This window comes from uncultured Ruegeria sp., from assembly GCF_947504215.1.
In the GTDB taxonomy this organism is placed as follows: Bacteria; Pseudomonadota; Alphaproteobacteria; order Rhodobacterales; family Rhodobacteraceae; genus Ruegeria.
Genome location: NZ_CANNGO010000005.1, coordinates 114,108 through 130,165 on the forward strand (window position 1 = coordinate 114,108; position 16,058 = coordinate 130,165).

Below are 16,058 nucleotides of genomic sequence, written 5' to 3' on the forward strand. Positions count from 1 at the left end.
ATCTAGCACTGAAGAGGGTCAGCGCATGTTTAGAATAGTTGTTGCTGCCCTTTTCATTGTGGCTCAGGCTGTGATCGGCTCAGCCGTTTCGGCGCAAACACCGCTTGAGAGGGCCGTTGCGCTTTGGCTGGATGGTGATGACGCAAGGGCTTTGCCGATGCTGGCTGAATTGGCGGCTAAGGGCGATGCCGAGGCCCGCTTGCTGTTGGCACGGATCGAAACCACGGATCTGGGTCCGTCACCGTTTCGGCTTGGGCTTGAGCCTGCGCAGTCTCGTGCGCTGTTCCGACAGAAGGATCTTTCGGCGTTCGGACGGTCCTGGTTGGTGGTCGAGGCGGCGGCCGGCAACGAATTGGCGCAAGCCTTGCTGCGCGCTAAACGCCCCGAACCAGATCTCGCTCTGATCTCTCGCCTGAATGCACTGGGCGAACACCAGGCGACGGACTATCCAACCAGGATAATAGCGCTGTACGGCAATGAAGACATGCGCCTTAGCCTGCTGGAAGATGATGGGCTTATGGATGACCTCAAACCGTATCTGTCCTACCTCACCCTTGATCCTGAACCGCGGGGAGACGGCCTTGCCGCCCTGCGTCACATTCAATCGGACGGCGTTGAGGCAGGTTCTGCACCTGCGCTGGGTATGGCTGGAACCTTGGCGCTTGGGCTGGGATACGGGGACCTTTCACCAGACAATCCATGGCGGCCTGCTGTAGAAAGCTGGCTGATGACCGCCCGGTCAACCGTGCCGATTGCGCAACTCTGCTCGACAAGCTGCGGAACCGAGGCACCTGCTTGCGCCTTTGCGTTCATGGCGTTGTCCGGCGGGTATTTTGAGGTCATCCGAACCGACAGCCCGCTTGAGACGGTTATTCCTCAGGACAGGTTTCTGAACAGCCCGCGCGCGCGACTAATGGTGCTGCGCCGGGCGGTTCTGGCCCGAACCGAGACCAATGTTGAATGGCTTGCCGAATCCGCACCCGTAGCAGAGTTGTCGGCCTGCGCCATAGGTCTGATCCAGGCAGAACGTCAGGCGTACCAGTAGCCGCTGGACCCGGGCGGCAAGCGCACTTAACCTGTTGCCAATGCTACGCTATGCCCTCAAACGTCTGCTCTCGCTTATCCTGAGTCTTGCCGTTGCCTCGGTTGTCATTTTCGCGGTGATCGAGATCGCGCCGGGGGATCCGGCGTCTTTCATGCTTGGGGTGAATGCGCAGGCTGACACGCTGGCCGCTTTGCGCGCCGAACTTGGCTTGGATGTGTCCAAGGTGCAGCGATACTTCAACTGGGTCAGCGGGATGCTGGTTGGCGATTTCGGCACGTCCTACACCTATCGCACCCCAGTGTCGCAGATGATTGCCGACCGTCTTTGGGTGTCGCTGCCGTTGGCCCTTTATGCGCTGACCCTGTCCACCCTGATTGCCTTTCCGGCGGGCATTTACGCGGCAGCACGTCGGGGCAAGCCCGGTGATTTGGCGGTGATGGGCGCCACCCAATTGGGTGTTGCTGTGCCCAACTTCTGGTTCGCAATGATGCTGGTGCTGATCTTTGCCATCAATCTGCGATGGTTCAATGCCGGCGGGTTTTCGGGTTGGGACACAGGGATTTTGGCAGGGCTGCATTCTCTTACGTTGCCGGCCATTGCGCTGGCCTTGCCACAAGCGGCAATTCTGGCACGTGTCATGCGGTCGGCCTTGCTAGACATTCTGGGCGAAGATTTCATGCGGACGGCGCGCGCCAAAGGGCTTAACCCCCGACAGGCGCTCTGGCGTCATGGGGTGAGGAATGCGCTGATCCCGGTTCTGACCATCATCGGGCTGCAGTTTTCCTTCCTTCTGGCCGGATCTATCATAATCGAGCAGGTCTTCTACCTGCCGGGTTTGGGGCGGTTGGTGTTCCAGGCGATTTCTGCCCGTGACCTGATCGTGGTCGAATCCGTCGTCATGCTGCTGGTTTTCGCGGTGATCACCGTGAACTTTCTTGTCGATCTCGCCTATGCCGCCGTTGACCCAAGGCTAAGGAGCAGGACATGAGCCGCAACCTGGTCCTTGGCGCATGTTTGTCTTCGCTGGTTCTTTTGGCGGCTTTGGTGTCTTTTGTCTGGACGCCATACAACTATGCTGCGCTGAACATTCCCGACAAACTGCAATCGCCCAATACGCAGCATTGGTTCGGCACGGATCATTTCGGGCGCGACATATTCTCGATGATCATGGTTGGGGCGCGGACGTCGATTGCCGTCGCGTTGGTCGCCGTCGGCATCGGTATGGCGCTGGGCGTGCCCCTTGGCTTGGCAGCGGCGGCGCGAAAGGGATCTTGGCTGGACGAAGTGATCATGCGCGGCAACGATTTGGTCTTTGCCTTCCCGTCTTTGGTGATCGCCATCCTGATCACAGCGGTGTTTGGCGCAGGCGCGGTCAATGCCATTATAGCGATCGGTATCTTCAACATCCCCGTTTTCGCGCGCATTACCCGCGGCGCCGCGTTGTCCTTGTGGGAGCGTGAGTTCATCCTTGCCGCCCGCGTCGCTGGCAAGGGCGCCGCGCGTATTTCAATCGAGCATATCCTACCAAATGTTGCCAACCTGCTGATCGTTCAGGGCACGATCCAGTTCAGCCTTGGTATTCTTGCCGAGGCGGGCTTGTCCTATGTTGGGTTGGGGGCACAACCTCCGACGCCCAGTTGGGGGCGGATGCTGGCCGATGCGCAGACAATGGTCAGTTTTGCCCCGCATTTGGCTCTAATTCCAGGGTTCGCCATCATCGTAACGGTGTTAGGCCTGAACCTGCTGGGGGATGGGTTGCGCGACTGGCTGGACCCTCGGATTCGGGTGGCGCGCGTATGACGTTGTTGCAGGTCAAAGATCTCACGCTGGGGATCCACGGGACGAACATCCTGAGCCATATCAACCTGTCCATTGCGCCAGGGGAAATCGTGGCGGTGACCGGCGAAAGTGGCTCGGGCAAGTCGATGACTGCTTTGGCTGTGATGCAATTGTTGCCAAATGGCGCCAGAGCCGAAGGGTCCATTTTGCTGGACGGGCAAGAGGTATTGAACCGTCCCGAACCAGAGATGTGTCAACTGCGCGGATCCTCCATCGGTATGGTGTTTCAGGAACCGATGACGGCCCTGAACCCGGTGAAAACAATCGGTGATCAGGTGATGGAAACCATCCTGATCCACAAAGCCATGCCCCCTGCTGGCGCGCGCGAACGGGCAAAGGAGGTTTTGAACCGGGTTGGTTTACCGCCCGATAAATTTCCCCTGTCGCGCTATCCGCACGAGCTATCCGGCGGCCAGCGGCAAAGGGTTGTGATCGCCATGGCCATCGCCTTGCGCCCCCGACTGCTGATTGCAGATGAACCGACAACAGCGCTGGATGTCACGACGCAAGCTCAAATTCTCGACCTGCTTAAGGGGTTGGTCAAGGAATACGATATGGGCCTACTGATGATCACCCACGATCTGGCCGTTGTCGCCGATCTGGCCGACCAGATTGTGGTGATGCGCCAGGGTAAGGTGGTGGAAACCGGTGCAACCGGGCATTTGTTAGAACACATGCAGCACCCGTATACCCGAATGCTGTTCGACGCGTCTGGCCATAAGGTGACGCTGCCTGAACCAGTGTCATCGACGCCGCTGCTTGAGGTTACAGATGTGGTTCGAGAATACCGTCTGCCACGGCATCATCTGTTCGCGGCTCCGGCGCAGCAGCGTGCTGTGGATCACGTGAGTTTCACGCTGAACAAAGGGGAGCGATTGGGGCTTGTAGGCGAATCCGGTTGCGGAAAATCGACCCTAACACGGGCGATTTTGGGTCTTGAACAGGTGCAACAGGGGCAAATTCTGCTAGATGGCCAACCTGTTTTTGCAGGCCACAAACCCAATTTGGCGGTGCGTCGGAAGATGCAGGTGGTGTTTCAGGACCCTTATGGCAGTTTCAATCCCCGTCACCGCGTCGCCCGATTGATCACGGAGCCGCTTCATTTACTGGATCATCCTCCTGCCGGATCCGAGCGGCAGGATCGTATTGCGGAGATCCTGACGGCCGTTGGCCTCGGCCCCGATGACGCAAACAAGTATGTACACGAGTTCTCTGGCGGCCAGCGACAGCGCATTGCGATTGCCCGAGCCTTGATCATCCGGCCCGCGCTGATCGTGTTTGACGAGGCTGTCTCGGCGCTCGACGTTTCGGTCCGGGCGCAGATTCTGGATCTTCTGGCCGAGCTTTGTGCGGCCTATGACCTGACCTATTTGTTCATCAGCCACGATCTGAGCGTCGTTCGGACAATCACAACTAGGGTGATGGTGATGCGTGCGGGTAAAATCGTGGAGCAGGGTGAGACAGAATCTGTCTTTGCGGATCCGCAGCATGGCTATACCCAAAAATTGATCGCGGCAGCACCGCGACTGCCTGAACTGAGTATCACATGAAGTCCCCTAGTTAGAGCCTAAATTGGAGTCCGACATGACCCTTCCCCTCTGGTTCGATCCCAGCCTTTGCCTGATTGGTGGGGTCTGGAGCACCCCAACGTCCCGAGATACTTTGCCTCTGATCAACCCATCGGATGGGTCCGAGATTTGCCGGATTGCGCGCGGGACGTCAGCAGACATTGATAAGGCTGTAATGGCTGCACGGACTGCGCGAGACGGGGCGTGGGGTCGGATGACAGCATTGGAGCGTGGCCGTATCCTAAACCGGTTGGGGCGACTGGTGTTGGACCGGGTCGAAGACCTGACTCTGCTCGAGGCCATGGATGTTGGCAAACCGCTGACTCAGGCACGCGCAGATGCGGTGGCTCTGGCACGATATTGCGAGTTCTATGGGGGCGCAGCAGACAAGGTGATGGGTGAGACCATCCCGTATCTGGATGGCTATACCGTATACACTTTGCGCGAACCGTACGGTGTCACAGGCCATATCGTGCCGTGGAACTACCCGATGCAGATCATCGGGCGATCTGTTGGCGCGGCATTGGCAATGGGCAATGCCTGTGTGCTGAAGCCAGCAGAAGAGGCCTGTTTGACCGCCCTGGCCTTTGCCCATTTGGCGCAAGAGGCAGGTTTGCCAGACGGGGCGCTGAATGTGGTTCCGGGGCTGGGCGCCGAGGCAGGTGCGGCTTTGTCGGAACATCCGGGCATCAATCACATCTCGTTCACCGGATCGGTGGCGACGGGCGCGTTGGTACAGCAGACGGCTGGGCGAAACGTTGTACCAGTCACACTGGAGCTGGGCGGGAAATCTCCGCAACTTGTCTTTGATGATGCTGATCTTGATGCGGCGCTGCCCTTTCTGGTGAACGCGGGCATTCAGAATGCGGGTCAGACCTGCTCGGCCTCGTCGCGTATTCTGGTACAGCGTGGCGTCTATAGTCAGGTGAAAGAACGCATGGCAGACGCCTATGCGCAGCTGAGTGTTGGCCCGGCGCAAGACGATTTGCGAGTCGGACCGTTGATCTCTGCGCGCCAGAAAGAGGTTGTGACCGGGTTTCTGGCCAAGGGCGCAGATCTTAGCATCGCGGCGCAAGGCAATATCGTCGATACGGCGCCGAAAGGCGGGGCTTATGTGCGACCCACCGTGTTCTCGGATGTGCCGCCTGACCACGTTCTGGCGCAGCAGGAAATTTTCGGTCCGGTTCAGGTTCTGATCCCGTTTGACACGGAGAGTGAGGCTCTAACTATAGCAAACAGTACCGATTATGGCCTTGTTGCCAGCGTCTGGACCCGCGATGGCGCGCGCCAGATGCGTCTGGCCAAGCGGCTAAACTCGGGGCAGGTGTTCATCAACAATTACGGGGCCGGAGGCGGGGTTGAGTTGCCCTTCGGAGGGGTCGGAAAATCGGGCCACGGCCGCGAAAAGGGGTTCGAAGCCCTGTATGGGTTTTCGCAGCTTAAGACGGTGGCGGCCTTTCACGGTTAGACGATCACCTCGATGGGCTGTTGAGCACCAACACCAAAAACGCGCTTGTAGCGGTCGATCTGATCCGCTGGGCCCATTGCCTTTTCCGGGTTGTCCGACAGCTTCACCGTCGGTCGACCATTGGCCGAGACCGCTTTGCAAACCAGCGAAAACGGGGCAAGCGCGTCATTGGGCACAAGCCCACGGAAGTCATTGGTCAGTAACGTTCCCCAGCCAAAGGACACCGTTGTGCGATGGGCAAACTGGCTGTGCAATTCCTGAATTTTGTCCACGTCCAGTCCGTCGGAGAATATGATGCGCTTTTCTTGTGGATCCTCACCCCGTGACTGCCACCAGTCTATTGCGATATCAGCGCCGGCCGCAGGGTCGCCGCTGTCAATGCGAATTCCGGTCCAGCCAGCCAGCCAGTCAGGCGCGCGATCCAGAAAGCCCTTGGTTCCATAGGTGTCCGGCAAGATGATGCGTAGGTTTCCATCATGTTCATCATGCCAATCGCTCAGCACGTCATACGGGGCCTGGGCCAGGTCGTCATCTGTGTCGGCCAAAGCGGAATACACCATCGGAAGTTCATGGGCGTTGGTCCCAATCGCCTCAACCTCGCGCCGCATTGCGATCAGACAGTTCGAGGTTCCGGTAAAGGAGTCGCCCAGTCCCTCCATCATTGCCTGAACACACCAATCCTGCCAAAGGAATGAATGCCTGCGGCGGGTTCCGAAATCTGCGATGCTCAGCCCGTTGATCGCGCTGAGCGGTTCGATCTTTTCCCAAACACGGGTCATTGCGCGAGCATAAAGCACCTGCAATTCAAACCGGCGCATGCTGTTCAGAACGGCGCGGGACCGCAGCTCCATCAACACGGCTAGCGCAGGGATTTCCCACAACATGACCTCGTGCCATTTGCCTTCGAAGGTCAGCTCGTATTGGTCGCCCTTGCGTTCCAGATGATAAGGCGGCAAGCGCAGGTTCTCGAACCATTCCATGAAATCCGAACGGAACATCTGGCGTTTGCCATAGAACATATTGCCCCGCAGCCATGTGCTTTCACCACGGCTAAGGCTAAGTGAGCGGATATGATCCAGCTGCTCGCGCAGCTCTCCTTCGTCGATCAGCCGGGCCAGCGGCACATGAAGCGATCGGTTGATCAGCGAGAACGTGACATCTGTTTGTGGTTTGTTACGAAATACGGATTGGCACATCAGAAGTTTGTAGAAATCCGTATCGATCAAAGACCGCACAATCGGGTCGATCTGCCATTTGTGATTGTAGACACGGGTCGCGATGTCGACCATGGGGAACTCCTGCGATTTCCGTTGTTAGATCAATCGTCACGCTGATTGGCAAGAGTCGCTGATTTGATGACAATGCCCGTATGACGTCACAATGCGGGCATATTCTGCGTTGTTTTCACCGATTAGTGAGGGGTCGAAACAAACTCAGAAGGCTGAACTTGGTGAATGGGTCTTAAGTACGACTTTGATATTGTCAAAAAGGCATCGGACGATTTTGATCCTGAACTGAACACCGCAGGCAGTAATCAAGGCGCCAAGGTGCGTGCGCTGTTTCGGGATATCAAAACGACAGATGCCTTGCGTGGCGCGTCCCCCAAGATCCGCGGCATGTTTTTGGACGCGGGGTTCGGGCTTGAAGCCCATGACAGCGGGATTGCGCCCGACGTTTACCCGCCTGCCGATGAGCTTGATCGGGAACGCATTCTGCGTGATCTGTTCGCAAACATCAAATCCAGAGGGATTCAGGGCGAGTATTCTGGGGAATTCGATTTCCGGCAGTTTCTGCATCATGTCAGACATGCACAACCGGTGAGCGGCGTCATCAGCGCCTCAGCTGTGTCGCAGGGCAAAGCGCATAATCCGCCTGCCGAAGTTCAAAGACGCAGTGTGCCGGGGCGAATTGGCCTGGCCCTTGGCCTGTCAGTAATTCTGATCGCTTTGTTAAAATACTTGGCCGCCGCTGGCGCGTCGCCCTAAGCCAGCACAACGCCCGACGCGCGCATTGCGTTCTCGGCCGCCGCCCGTGACCCGTCCATGTCTATTGCTTTGCAGGCTTTCATCAACACCGTGACGTCAAACCCCAGTTTCGCTGCATCCACTGCCGAGTAGTGAACGCAGAAATCTGTGGCGAGTCCCACCAGTGTCAGCCGGTCGATCCCGCGTGTGTCCAAATACCCTTTCAACCCCGTTGGCGTTTTGTGATCATTCTCAAAAAAGGCAGAATAGCTATCGATTGCAGGGCGGAACCCTTTGCGCAGGATCAGATCACCATCTGTCCGCAATGCGGGATGGAAGGCTGCGCCATGCGATCCCTGAATGCAATGATCGGGCCACAGAACCTGAGGGCCATAAGGCATCTCGATCATCTCGAACGGTGCTTTGCCCGTGTGCGAGCTTGCGAACGAAGAATGCGCGGCCGAGTGCCAGTCCTGTGTGAGGATCACGGCGTCAAATTCATCCATCATGGCATTGATCGGCGCGACGATCTCATCCCCTCCGGCCACAGCCAAAGCCCCGCCCGGGCAAAAGTCGTTCTGGACGTCTATTACGATCAGGGCATGGGTCATGGTGGCCTCCGTTGACTGCAATATGGGTAAGGGGCCATGTGCGGGGCGTCAATCCGATCCCTTGCGACTCCGGCCCAGCGGGTTTAGACCGCGCGCATGTACACGATCGCTGCCCTATACCACTTTACCCGTTTCGCTGATCACGCCGCTCTGCGTGACCCATTGGCAGAGCTGTGCCGTGCCAAATCGGTCAAAGGCACTCTGTTGCTGGCACGCGAAGGGATTAACGGCACCATCGCCGGACCCCGTGACGGCATCGACGCGGTGCTGGCCCACATCAAGGCTTTGCCGGGTTGCGCCGATCTGGAGTGGAAAGAGGCCGCTGCCGATCACCCGCCGTTTGGCAAAATGAAGGTGCGTCTTAAAAAGGAGATCGTCACCATGGGGCAGCCGGATGTGGACCCGCGCGCCCGCGTCGGTAACTATGTTGAACCAGACGAGTGGAACGATCTGATCCGTTCCGACGACGTGGTCGTGATCGACACCCGCAACGACTACGAAGTAGCGATTGGTACGTTTGAAGGAGCAATAGACCCTGAAACGACCAGTTTTCGTGAATTTCCAGCCTGGTGGGAAGAGAATAAGGAACGGTTCCACAACAAACGGGTCGCGATGTTCTGTACCGGCGGCATCCGCTGCGAGAAATCCACCAACTATCTGCTGGGTCAGGGGTTAGAGGATGTCTATCACCTGAAAGGTGGCATCCTGCGTTATCTTGAGGAAATGCCAGCGGAAGACAGTACCTGGCAGGGCGATTGTTTTGTTTTCGACAACCGTGTCTCAGTTGGGCACGGGCTGGTTGAAGGCCCACATAAATTGTGCCACGGGTGTCGGCGACCAATCCTGCCCGAAGACGTGAAACGCCCAGAATACGAGCACGGGGTGTCTTGCCATCGATGCATCAACGAGACGTCTGAGGCGGACAAGATGCGCTTTCGCGAGCGGCAAAAGCAGATTGGTTTGGCCCGAGCGCGCGGCGTTGAACATTTGGGTGCGGACTGAATTCGGGTTGCGTCGGCCGGTGTGACGCCGGATGGTTGTTTGACTGTCATCAAAGCGGAGTGGCTATGTCCCGCGAACCCAAAACTCTGGATGAATGGAAATCGACACTGTTTGCGGCGGCGGGGCTGGTGGTTGCAAGCTTTCTGGCCTGGTACGGGCTGTCCCGCCTCAGCGAATCTGCTGCGGGTGACACGATTGGTACATTTGCCTCGATAGGCCTTGTCATCTGGCTGATTTCGCAATCCTGGTTCTACATGACGCAGGTTAAATCGCCCCGCAGGCTTTTGTTTCTGATGGGCGTGTCGTTTATCCAGGTGGTGCCGTTCCTTTTTGCTGCCGTTTATGGCGCGTTTGGATACAGCGATCTATGCGTCGTCGGCGCCAAAGGACCTGCGGATGTGCTGTATTTCTCCTACGTGACCTTTACCACAGTCGGATACGGCGATCTGTCCCCGGCAGGGCTGTGCCGGGGTCTGGCTGCGGCCGAGGCCGTCACAGGGTATATCCTGTTGGGCCTGTTTGTCGCAGCAGCAGTCACCATATACTCACATAACCACAGCCGTAGTTGATCAACTTATTTGTTCTCGTCGATCCAGCGGGACATCCGGTGTTTATCGCGGAAACACTCGGATGGGATCGGGCGGCGTTTGCTGCGTGAAATCCGCTCGGCAAAGGCGACCTGCTTTCCGGTCGGGTAGTTGTCAAAAGGGGATGCAGCCCGGGGTTTATGTGTCGAGATCCAATCAGAAAGCATCCGCCGGTCGCGCTGCGCCTCAACAGGAATTTCAAGCGCCGATTGTTCGGCAATCGCGCGGGCGTAGCGCATCTGGCGGTCTGTTACCGGCAGCAGGTGGTAATCATTAGTCGGGCCGCTAGGCGCTAAAGTTCGAGCAGACTGTGCCATCGGTGTATCCTCTGACTGTGTAGAACATATATAGAACATTTGGTTAATTTTTCAAGCCTGCCCACACTGCCGAGCCCGCACTTCAGGCTGTTTGGTGAGGTTATTGACTGACCAATCAATAACCGGTAGGGGCGAATTAAGCTGCCCTTTGTGACCGAACCAGGGGCCGCGCTTGCAAAAAAGAGGACTCGGTTATGAAGTTTCAGCCCAAGGCCAGCCATTTCATCGACGGCGCCTATGTCGAAGATACCAGCGGCGCACCCATCGACGTGATCTATCCCGCAACCGGAGAAGTGATCGCACGGCTGCATTCGGCGACGCCTGCGATCGTTGATCAGGCTCTAAACAGCGCAAAAACTGCTCAGAAGGCCTGGGCTGCCATGTCTGGAACCGAGCGCGGCCGCATCCTGCGCCGTGCGTCAGACATCATGCGTGATCGCAATCGCGAGCTGTCGATCCTGGAAACCCATGACACCGGAAAACCCTTGCAGGAAACGCTGGTGGCAGACGCGACCAGCGGCGCGGACGCGTTGGAATACTTCGGAGGATTGGCCGCATCCCTGACCGGGGAACACATTCCTCTGGGCGGTGGCGATTTCGTCTATACCATCCGCGAGGCGTTGGGCGTGTGTGTTGGTATCGGTGCGTGGAACTACCCGACCCAGATCGCTTGCTGGAAAGGGGCCCCGGCGCTGGCCTGTGGCAATACGATGATCTTCAAGCCATCTGAAACCACGCCGTTGTCGGCGCTGCAGGTTGCCGAGATTCTTATCGAAGCCGGGGCGCCCAAGGGGGTCTACAATGTGATCCAAGGCTACGGTGACGTGGGCGCATCGTTGGTCACCGATCCGCGCGTTGCCAAAGTGTCGCTGACCGGATCGGTTCCGACGGGTCGTAAGGTCTATGCCGCGGCAGCAGATGGCATGAAGCACGTGACGATGGAATTGGGCGGCAAGTCCCCGATGATCGTGTTCGACGATGCTGACATTGAAAACGCGGTATCCGGTTCGATTTTGGGCAACTTCTATTCCTCGGGGCAGGTCTGTTCGAATGGCACCCGTGTTTTCGTTCAGAAAGGCATCAAAGAGGCGTTCTTGAACCGACTGTCTGAACGTCTGGCTACGACAAAAATCGGCGATCCACTGGATGAGCAAGTCAACTTTGGCCCGATGGTCAGCGAAAACCAAATGAACATCGCGTTGAGCTATGTCGAAAAAGGCAAATCCGAAGGCGCACGGCTGGTCTATGGCGGGGCACAGATTGAAGGCGACGGCTACTACATGCAGCCAACGGTCTTTGCCGATGTCACCGACGATATGGCCATCGCGCGCGAGGAAATCTTTGGCCCGGTCATGTCAGTTCTGGATTTCGACACCGAAGAAGAGGTTTTAGCGCGCGCCAATGACACCGAGTTCGGCTTGGCAGCGGGCGTGTTCACCAACGATCTGACCCGTGCCCATCGCATCGTCGCAGGGTTTGAAGCCGGTACGTGCTATATCAACACCTACAACCTTGCCCCGGTCGAAGCGCCCTTTGGTGGATCGAAAATGTCCGGTGTCGGGCGCGAGAATTCCAAGCTGGCGATCAACCATTTCAGCGAGATGAAGACGGTTTACGTTTCGATGAACGACGTCGACGCACCATACTGATTCAACTCTGGTTGAGAATTATTCGAGCCATGAGATATCTGTTCCCGACATTTCGCGTCGGGAACAGAGCATAAGCCCATCCCGACCTGTGGCTGACTTTCCTGCAACGGAGCCGATCTGGCGGCGCCCGAAACGCAGGAGACTATCCCATGAAAACCCACGCGCAGGCCGTCGTTATCGGAGGGGGCCTTGTCGGTTGTTCGATTCTTTACCATTTGGCCAAGCTCGGTTGGACCGACGTGGTCCTGCTGGAACGGGATGAGTTGACCAGCGGTTCAACCTGGCACGCGGCGGCGAATATTCACGGGCTGCACGACAACAACAATATCACCCGCATCCAGCATTATACGATGAATCTGTATAAAGAGCTGGAGAAGGAAACCGGGCAAGGCTGTGGTGTGTTCCAATCCGGGTCGCTCTACCTCGCGCAGACCGAAGACCGGGAACACCAATTGCGACTGCAAGAGGCCAAAGCCAAGTTCTACGGTCTGAATTTTCACGAAATCAGCCGCGAACAGGCGATGGAACTGCACCCGTTGGCGCAATTTGACGATGTTCGGTGCATCATGTTCGAACCCGATGGCGGCAATGTCGATCCCTCGGGCGTGACCCATGCCTATGCTGCTGGCGCGCGGGCAATGGGCGCTACGATCGAGCGGTTTTGCCCCGTAACAGGCACTGAACAGCAACCAGATGGGTCCTGGGTCGTGCGCACCAAAAAGGGTGATATCCATACACAATGGGTGGTCAATGCCGGTGGTCTTTGGGGGCGCGAAGTCGCAGCGCTTGCGGGTGTAGAGCTGCCCTTGCAACCGACTGAGCATCAGTATTTTGTAACCGAGGCGATTGATGAGGTTGCCGAGCTGGGCCGCCGCCTACCGTCCATCGCCGACCGGGATGGCGAGTATTACTTCCGTCAGGAAGGCAATGGCCTGCTGATCGGCGCCTATGAGAAAGACATGCGGTTCTGGGCGGAAGACGGCACGCCATTGGATTTTGCCCACGAGCTGTTCCCCGATGATCTGGACCGGATCATGGAGAATGTGATTCGCGCGACGGAACGTGTTCCCGTCGCCGCCACCGCAGGGGTCAAACGAGTAATCAACGGGCCAATGATTTGGTCTCCGGATGCCAATGCGATCTGGGGGCCGGTGCCCGAGTTGCAGAATTATTTCTGCTGTACCGGGATTATCCCTGGCTTCTCTCAGTCCGGCGGGCTGGGGCTGTTGTCCGCGCAATGGATGATCGACGGGGAGCCACAATACGACATGTTCGCCTGGGACTTGGCCCGTTTCGGCGATTGGGCGGACAAGACATTCACTAAAGCGCGGGTTGAGGACCAGTATTCGCATCGTTTCGCGATCCATTTCCCAAACGAAGAGCGCAGCGCCGGTCGTCCTGCCCGCACCCGTCCTGCGAATAAGATGCAACAAGAGATGGGCTGCTTCTTTGGCCTCAATTGTGGCTGGGAGCACCCGCTGTGGTTCGCGGATCAGCCGGGAGCCATCGAAACTAACGGCTTCACCCGTCAAAACTGGTGGGAGCCGGTCGGTCGCGAAGCGAGGATGCTACGTGAGACTGTCGGTGTGATCGATATCTCGAACTTCGCCAATTACGTGATCAAAGGTCCAGGGGCCTACGATTGGCTGGACCGCCTGGTGGCCAACCGGGTCCCGACTGACGTAGGGCGGTCGTGTCTGACTCCACTGATCTCGGTTCGGGGCGGCGTCGCTGGCGATTTCACAATCACAAAAGTCTCAGATGATGAGTACATGATGATCGGCTCTGGCATGGCCGAGCGCTACCACCAGCGTTTCTTCAACATGGTCGATCTGCCTGAGGGCACCACGCTCGAGGTTGCAACAGATCGTATCGCGGGTTTCAACGTGGCGGGACCAAAGTCGCGCGACATGCTGCAGCGCCTGACAAATGCGGATCTGTCAAACGAGGCCTTCCGGTTCATGCGCTCGCAGACCGTTGACGTGGCAGGGGTTACATGTCTGGCCATTCGCGTCAGCTTTACTGGCGATCTAGGGTGGGAGCTGCATTGCGCGGAAGAGGATCAAATCAGGCTCTATTCAGCGCTTTTGGAAATGGCAAAAGAAATGGATGGCGGCCCGGTGGGCGGCCGTGCGTTGGGCTCTCTGCGCATCGAAAAAGGTTATGGTTCGTGGGGTCGGGAGTATTCTCAGGAATACTGGCCACAAGAGGTCGGGCTGGCAGGGTTGATCAAGCTGGACAAGGAGTTTTTGCACAAAGACGCCTACCTGGCCGTCAAGGACAACGCCCCGCGTGAGGTGCTCTCGATTTTTGAGGTTGATGCGGTCGACGCCGACGCAGCGGGAGGTGAGCCGATCTTTACCCCCGATGGGAGACCAGTAGGTCGTGTGACGTCCGGCGCTTACGGCTATTCGGTCGGCAAATCACTGGCGCTCGGGTATGCCGATCCGAGTGTGGCGCGGCCCGGCGAAACGGTTGAGATCTTTATCCTCGGCAAACCTCATACTGCCCAGTTGTTGGCGAAACCGCCATTCGATCCCGACGGCCTGCGCCTGCGTGGTGATAGACCGCTCGTGATGGAAGCGGTCAAATGACAGACACCTTCGCCTGCGTTGCCAAATTTGCCCTGGGCCGTTCGGCACAGGACATGCCCATCAGCGCGCGCGAGGCTGCCGCGTTGTTGATGCTGGACACGATGGGCATTCTGATCGCATCGGGCCCAATGGAGGCTGGAGTGATCGCGCGCGATACGGCGGCGTTGCTCTATGCCAGTTCAGACCCGTCCTACAGCGCGCGCATGATGTTTGACGGGCGACAGGTCAGTATGGCCGGGGCCACCTATGCCGCTGCAACCCATACCGACAATCTGGACGGTCATGACGGCTATAACCCGGTCAAAGGCCATATAGGCGTCGTCGTTTTGCCTGCCCTCGCGGCCCTTGCGGAACACTGTCCAGATCTGACGGGACCCGAGGCTTTGGCCGCGGTGATTACCGGTTACGAGGTCGCGGGACGTGCCGGTTTGTCGCTGCACGCAAGTGTCAGCGACTATCACACCTCTGGGGCCTGGAATGCGCTGGGCGTAGCGGCAATGGCTGCGCGCTTGCGCAGGCATACACCCGAACAATTGCGACAAGCGATGGGGATCGCTGAATTCCACGGCCCCCGCAGCCAGATGATGCGCGAGATTGCAAACCCTACGATGTTACATGACGGATCAGGCTGGGGCGCGATGGTAGGAATGTCAGCAGCAATCCTGGCCGAGCGTGGCTTTACCGGCGCCCCTGCGATCACAATCGAAGCAGCCGTGGCCGCGCCGCATTGGGCGGATCTGGGCGCGTTCTGGGTGGTCGAAAATCAATACATAAAACCTTACCCGATCTGCCGATGGGCCCATGCCGCAATCGACGGGGTAAGAGCGATACTGTCCGAGCATGATCTGACCCATGAGCAAATCAAAAGGTTGGACATCCGTAGTTTCCACGAAGCGGTTTGCCTGTTTTCCGGCCTGCCTGAAACGACGTCACAGGCGCAGTATTCGCTGGCATTTGCAGTGGCTAGCTACGCGGTGCATGGTCAGATTGGAGTGGAACAGATCACAGGCACCAGTTTGTCCGATCCGGGTGTCGCCGCTTTGATGGCGCGTATTCATGTGGCCGAAAGCGATCATCACAACGCAGGTTTCCCGCAAGGTCGCAGCGCCGATGTCCGTATCACCACCACAGACGGGCGCGTCCTGATGTCAGGCCACATTGACGCCCGCGGAGGCACCGAAGCACCGCTGACCAAGACTGAAGTGATCGAAAAGTTCATGCAATTCGCCTCTCCCGTCGTTGGGCGTGCGCGTGCCGAGGCCATTCGCCAGGCTGTTTTGGGCTGGACCAACTCAGAGACTTCCTACGCGGATGTGGCGGACCTTATCTATGACCCGCCGACGACCTGAGACCAACTGTCGAGCGCGGCCATAGCCCCTCAGGCGAACAAACTGGTTGGGCCTAAGATGGCTGC

General features: G+C 57.9%; 14 protein-coding genes. 11 read left to right on the forward strand and 3 right to left on the reverse strand.

All coding sequences use genetic code 11. From position 1 onward, the window contains the following. The first annotated feature begins 25 nt into the window (after positions 1 to 25). Genes Q1B21_RS11190 through Q1B21_RS11210 form a run of 5 tightly spaced genes read left to right on the forward strand, consistent with a single transcriptional unit; the run spans position 26 to position 5,920 of the window. A complete protein-coding gene (locus Q1B21_RS11190; protein WP_299889387.1) occupies positions 26 to 1,045 on the forward strand; it encodes a hypothetical protein in 1,020 nt (339 codons plus the stop codon). A gap of 40 nt (positions 1,046 to 1,085) precedes the next feature. After that, positions 1,086 to 2,033, forward strand: coding sequence for an ABC transporter permease (locus Q1B21_RS11195; protein ID WP_298934236.1), 948 nt, complete (start codon positions 1,086 to 1,088; stop codon positions 2,031 to 2,033). Next, a complete protein-coding gene (locus Q1B21_RS11200; protein WP_299889389.1) occupies positions 2,030 to 2,845 on the forward strand; it encodes an ABC transporter permease in 816 nt (271 codons plus the stop codon). The genes Q1B21_RS11195 and Q1B21_RS11200 overlap by 4 nt, the downstream gene beginning before the upstream one ends. After that, the gene (locus tag Q1B21_RS11205; RefSeq protein ID WP_299889391.1) at positions 2,842 to 4,434 is read left to right on the forward strand and encodes an ABC transporter ATP-binding protein; all 1,593 of its coding nucleotides are present in this window, start codon (positions 2,842 to 2,844) and stop codon (positions 4,432 to 4,434) included. Before Q1B21_RS11200 ends, Q1B21_RS11205 begins: the two co-directional genes overlap by 4 nt. A 34-nt stretch (positions 4,435 to 4,468) precedes the next feature. Beyond that, positions 4,469 to 5,920, forward strand: a complete 1,452-nt coding sequence (locus Q1B21_RS11210; protein WP_299889393.1) for an aldehyde dehydrogenase family protein — start codon at positions 4,469 to 4,471, stop codon at positions 5,918 to 5,920. On the opposite strand, the gene pncB is transcribed toward Q1B21_RS11210, so the two are convergent. Then, positions 5,917 to 7,209 (reverse strand): nicotinate phosphoribosyltransferase, encoded by a 1,293-nt coding sequence (gene pncB / locus Q1B21_RS11215; protein ID WP_299889394.1) that lies wholly within the window; start codon positions 7,207 to 7,209, stop codon positions 5,917 to 5,919. The genes Q1B21_RS11210 and pncB overlap by 4 nt on opposite strands. Positions 7,210 to 7,374: 165 nt before the next feature. On the opposite strand from pncB, the gene Q1B21_RS11220 reads away from it, so the two are divergent. Beyond that, on the forward strand, positions 7,375 to 7,905 hold the full coding sequence (locus Q1B21_RS11220) for a hypothetical protein (protein ID WP_298934244.1): 531 nt from the start codon (positions 7,375 to 7,377) through the stop codon (positions 7,903 to 7,905). On the opposite strand, the gene pncA is transcribed toward Q1B21_RS11220, so the two are convergent. Continuing rightward, positions 7,902 to 8,495, reverse strand: coding sequence for a bifunctional nicotinamidase/pyrazinamidase (pncA, locus tag Q1B21_RS11225; protein ID WP_299889396.1), 594 nt, complete (start codon positions 8,493 to 8,495; stop codon positions 7,902 to 7,904). The genes Q1B21_RS11220 and pncA overlap by 4 nt on opposite strands. A gap of 96 nt (positions 8,496 to 8,591) precedes the next feature. Here pncA and Q1B21_RS11230 point away from each other — a divergent pair, with 96 nt between their 5' ends. Both Q1B21_RS11230 and Q1B21_RS11235 read left to right on the forward strand, forming a co-directional pair. Next, positions 8,592 to 9,497, forward strand: coding sequence for a rhodanese-related sulfurtransferase (locus Q1B21_RS11230; RefSeq protein ID WP_299889398.1), 906 nt, complete (start codon positions 8,592 to 8,594; stop codon positions 9,495 to 9,497). Between the two features lie 65 nt (positions 9,498 to 9,562). Continuing rightward, positions 9,563 to 10,066 carry a potassium channel family protein gene (locus Q1B21_RS11235; RefSeq protein WP_299079266.1) on the forward strand — a complete coding sequence of 168 codons (504 nt, stop codon included), beginning with the start codon at positions 9,563 to 9,565 and terminating at the stop codon, positions 10,064 to 10,066. 5 nt (positions 10,067 to 10,071) lie between these two features. Here Q1B21_RS11235 and Q1B21_RS11240 read toward each other — a convergent pair whose 3' ends face one another. Continuing rightward, positions 10,072 to 10,401 (reverse strand): hypothetical protein, encoded by a 330-nt coding sequence (locus tag Q1B21_RS11240; RefSeq protein WP_298934251.1) that lies wholly within the window; start codon positions 10,399 to 10,401, stop codon positions 10,072 to 10,074. 194 nt (positions 10,402 to 10,595) lie between these two features. Between Q1B21_RS11240 and betB the strand changes: the two genes are divergently transcribed. The 3 genes from betB (at position 10,596) to Q1B21_RS11255 (ending at position 15,993) form a co-directional block, all read left to right on the forward strand. After that, a complete protein-coding gene (gene betB / locus Q1B21_RS11245) occupies positions 10,596 to 12,050 on the forward strand; it encodes a betaine-aldehyde dehydrogenase (protein WP_299889401.1) in 1,455 nt (484 codons plus the stop codon). A 149-nt stretch (positions 12,051 to 12,199) separates the two neighbouring features. Further along, entirely contained in the window at positions 12,200 to 14,644 is a 2,445-nt protein-coding gene (locus tag Q1B21_RS11250; RefSeq protein ID WP_299889403.1) for an FAD-dependent oxidoreductase, read from the forward strand. After that, positions 14,641 to 15,993, forward strand: a complete 1,353-nt coding sequence (locus Q1B21_RS11255; RefSeq protein WP_299889405.1) for an MmgE/PrpD family protein — start codon at positions 14,641 to 14,643, stop codon at positions 15,991 to 15,993. The genes Q1B21_RS11250 and Q1B21_RS11255 overlap by 4 nt, the downstream gene beginning before the upstream one ends. Positions 15,994 to 16,058 lie beyond the last annotated feature (65 nt).